The 3333-nt window shown below is 73.4% G+C and carries 5 protein-coding genes; 4 read left to right on the top strand and 1 reads right to left on the bottom strand.

The window, feature by feature from the left end; all coding sequences use genetic code 11:
* Positions 1-348: ABC transporter substrate-binding protein (locus VF202_05815; GenBank protein ID HEX7039608.1), on the bottom strand; the 348-nt coding region annotated here is incomplete at its 3' end.
* 177 nt (positions 349-525) lie between these two features.
* Between VF202_05815 and VF202_05810 the strand changes: the two genes are divergently transcribed.
* The 4 genes from VF202_05810 to ccsA form a co-directional block, all read left to right on the top strand.
* The gene (locus VF202_05810; protein HEX7039607.1) at positions 526-1230 is read left to right on the top strand and encodes a cytochrome c biogenesis protein CcdA; all 705 of its coding nucleotides are present in this window, start codon (positions 526-528) and stop codon (positions 1228-1230) included.
* Positions 1227-1955, top strand: a complete 729-nt coding sequence (gene ccmA / locus VF202_05805) for a heme ABC exporter ATP-binding protein CcmA (GenBank protein HEX7039606.1) — start codon at positions 1227-1229, stop codon at positions 1953-1955. Before VF202_05810 ends, ccmA begins: the two co-directional genes overlap by 4 nt.
* A complete protein-coding gene (locus VF202_05800; GenBank protein HEX7039605.1) occupies positions 1952-2632 on the top strand; it encodes a heme exporter protein CcmB in 681 nt (226 codons plus the stop codon). The genes ccmA and VF202_05800 overlap by 4 nt, the downstream gene beginning before the upstream one ends.
* 131 nt (positions 2633-2763) lie before the next feature.
* Positions 2764-3333, top strand: a 570-nt coding sequence (gene ccsA / locus VF202_05795) for a cytochrome c biogenesis protein CcsA (protein HEX7039604.1), incomplete at its 3' end; no start/stop codon positions are given.

Here is a 3333-nt window from a genome sequence, read left to right as displayed (position 1 = left end):
ACCCCCCGGGGCGAACACCCTGATGTCGATGCCCTGGTTCCAGCCGTTCCACAGGGACGTGACGATGGCGATGCCGCCCACGTCGATCTGCCCCTGCTCGAGGAAGGCTATGGCCTCGGTGCCGGACGCGACGATGTCGATCTGCACGTCCAGACCGTACTTCTCGAAGAGCCCGCGCTCGGCGGCCACGTACAGCGCGGCGAACTTGAGGATCGGTACCACGGCCACCCGCACGGGCTCGGGCGGGTCGAGGGGCGTCACCTCCTGCTGGGCGCCGGCGGTGCTGCCGATCAGCAGGCCGGCCGCGAGGGCGGCTGCCGCGAGCTTGCGGAAGTTGCCGAAGGACATGCGCTTCCTCCCAGGGGCCACCGCGCCCCCGAGGGGCGCCGGGCGGGTTGCGGTAGGGGCACATAGTAACGCCCTCACCCGTCAGGTACCTTCGTCCCTCAGCCGGTGCCCTTCACGCCGGTATCATCGGCGGGTGATGGCGCGCTCGACCGCCACGGCCACGCGCGAGGCGGCCGCGTGACCCCCACGCTGCCCCTGGCCTTCGCGGCCGGCGTCCTGTCGTTCCTCTCGCCCTGCGTCCTGCCGCTCGTGCCCAGCTACCTGGCGTACGTCGGCGGCAGCGCGCAGGCGCGGCGCCGCGTCGTCGTGCGCAACGGGCTGTTCTTCGTGCTCGGCTTCGGGCTGGTGTTCGTCGCGCTCGGCGCCTCGGCCAGCTTCCTCGGCGCGCTGCTGCGCGCCCAGAAGGACGTCCTCACCGTCGTGGGCGGGGCCCTCGTCATCGCGTTCGGCCTGGTGATGCTGGGCGTGATCAGGCTGCCCTTCCTCTACCGCGACGCGCGGCCCCGCTACCAAGGCGAGGCCAACACCCCGGTCGGCGCCCTGCTCCTCGGCATGGCCTTCGCCGCCGGCTGGACGCCCTGCATCGGCCCCATCCTCGGCGGCATCCTCACGCTGGCGGGCGCCAGCGGCACGCTCGGCCAGGGCGTGGGCCTGCTGGCCGTCTACTCCCTCGGCCTCGCCGTGCCGTTCCTGCTGGCCGCCCTGCTCATAGGGCCGTTCCTCGAGTTCTCGAGGGGCTTCAGGCGCTACCTGCCGTGGGTCGAGCGCGTCGCCGGCGGCATCCTGCTCGTCGCCGGCGTGCTCATGGTCACCGGCACCTACACCGCCCTCAACGCCTACCTCATCAAGATCACGCCCGACTGGCTGATCTCGCGCCTATGACCTCGGCGGCGCCGGGCACCGCCCCGGAGGCGGCGGGCGCAGGGAGCGCGCTGGCGATAAGCCTGCGGGGCGTCGTCAGGCGCATGGGCCGCGACACGGTGCTGCGCGGCATCGACCTCGACGTCGCGCCGGGACGCCTCGTCGTGCTGCGCGGCAGCAACGGCTCGGGCAAGACGACGCTCCTGCGGCTCCTGGCCACGCGCCTGCGGCCGCACGCCGGCGCCGGGCGGCTCTTCGGGCACGACCTCGTGCGGGAGGCCGACGCCGCCCGGGCGCGCGTGGCCCTGCTCGGCGCGGCGGGCGGCAGCTACCCCGTGCTCACGGGTCGCGAGAACCTGCGCCTGGCGCTGGCGCTGGCCGGCAGGCCGCGCGCCGACGGCGCCGTCGCGGGCGCGCTCGAGCGCGTGGGCCTGGGCGCGGCGGCCGACAAGCAGGTCCGCTTCTACTCGAGCGGCATGAAGAAGCGCCTCGGCCTGGCGCGTCAGCTCCTCGTCGACCCCGACCTGTGGCTCCTCGACGAGCCCTACGCCGCTCTCGACGAGGAGGGCAAGCGGCTCGTGGACGTCTGCCTCGCCGAGGCCAAGGGGCGCGGGCGCACCGTGCTGCTCGCCTCGCACGAGCAGGACAGGAACGACCTGGCTCCCGACGCCGTCGTGGAGCTCGCCGGCGGGCGCCTGCGCCTGGTGGGGAGCCCGGCCGTCAGCGGCCAGGGGGTGGCCAGGTGAACGACGTCGGCGCCGTGCTGGCCGTCGCCCGCAAGGACCTGCTGCACGAGCTGCGCAGCCGGGCGGCGACCGTGGCCACCGTCTTCTTCACGAGCACGACGCTGCTGATGATCGCGTTCGCGCTCGGGCGCGAGGAGGGCGTGCTGGCGCGCTCGGCGCCGGGCGTGCTGTGGGTCGCGCTGGTGTTCGCGGGCGTCACGGCCGCGGCGCAGAGCTTCCAGGCCGACCTCGAGGACGGCGCCCTCGACCACCTCCTCACCTACCCGGTCTCCCGCGCCGCCGTCTACCTCGGCAAGATGCTCGCCACCTGGGCCTACCTCGGCGCCCTCGGCCTGCTGCTCGCGCCCGTCGCCACCACCCTCTACGGCGCGTCGGTGCCGGGGGCGGGCGCCGCGGCGCTGCTGGCCCTCACCGTGGTGCTCGGGTCCTTCGGCTTCGCCACCGTCGCGACCTTCTACGCCGCCCTCACCGCGAACCTGCAGGCGCGCGAGGCGCTGCTCCCCGTGCTGATGTTCCCGGTCGTAGTGCCCATCGTCCTCGCCGCCGTGCGCGCCACGGAGTCGCTCATGGGCGGCGCCGCGGGCCCGGTAGGCGACTGGCTGCTGCTGCTCCTCGGCTTCGACCTCGTCTACTTCGTGGCCTGCGCCTCCCTCTTCCACTTCGTGGTGGACGAGTGACGGGCGCTCGCGCGGGGAGCGACCCGGGCGCTCCTTACGGCGGCCTCGACACCGGTCGCGCCGGCCCGCGGCCTTACACTCACTGGCGAGCGGCGAAGGCTGTGCCCGACCGCCGCGCATGGGAGTCGAACATGGAAGATCCGGTCACGAGCCTGCAGCGGCCGCGCGCGCGCCCCCTCTGGCTCACGCTGCTCGGCCTCGCCTGCCTCGTGGGCCTGGCGGTGGGCGCTTACCTCGCGCTCGTCGTCAGCCCGCCCGACCAGCAGCAGGGCGAGCTGATCCGCATCATGTACGCGCACGTGTCGGTGGCGTGGATCTGCTTCCTCGCCGTCGCCGTCGCCGGCTTCTGGTCGGTGCTCTACCTGTGGCGCGGGCGCGAGCGCGACGACGTGCGCGCCGTCGCGAACGCCGAGGCGGCGCTCGTCTACTCGGCACTGACCATCACCGGGGGCATGATCTACAGCAAGCCGACGCTCAACACGTTCTGGACGTGGGACGCCAAGCTCACGCTCACGGCCATCATGGTCGCGCTGATCGCCGGCTACTTCATCGTGCGCGCGCTCATCGACGAGCCCACGCGCCGGGGACGGGTCTCGGCCGTGATCATGCTGATCGTCGTGATCAGCCTGCCGTTCAACTACCTGGCGGCCGAGTGGTTCAGGACGCTCCACCCCGCCAAGAGCGTCAACCTGGACGGCAGC

This window comes from Trueperaceae bacterium (genome assembly GCA_036381035.1).
Taxonomy (GTDB): domain Bacteria; phylum Deinococcota; class Deinococci; order Deinococcales; family Trueperaceae; genus DASRWD01.
Note: the sequence above shows the minus strand (reverse complement) of the source record. Positions and strands in the feature narration are given on the sequence as shown.

What these genes read in the sequence shown, in the direction of transcription:
- ccmA (HEX7039606.1), top strand. Translation starts at nt 1,227, where the DNA reads ATGACCTCGGCGGCGCCGGGCACCGCCCCGGAGGCGGCGGGCGCAGGG.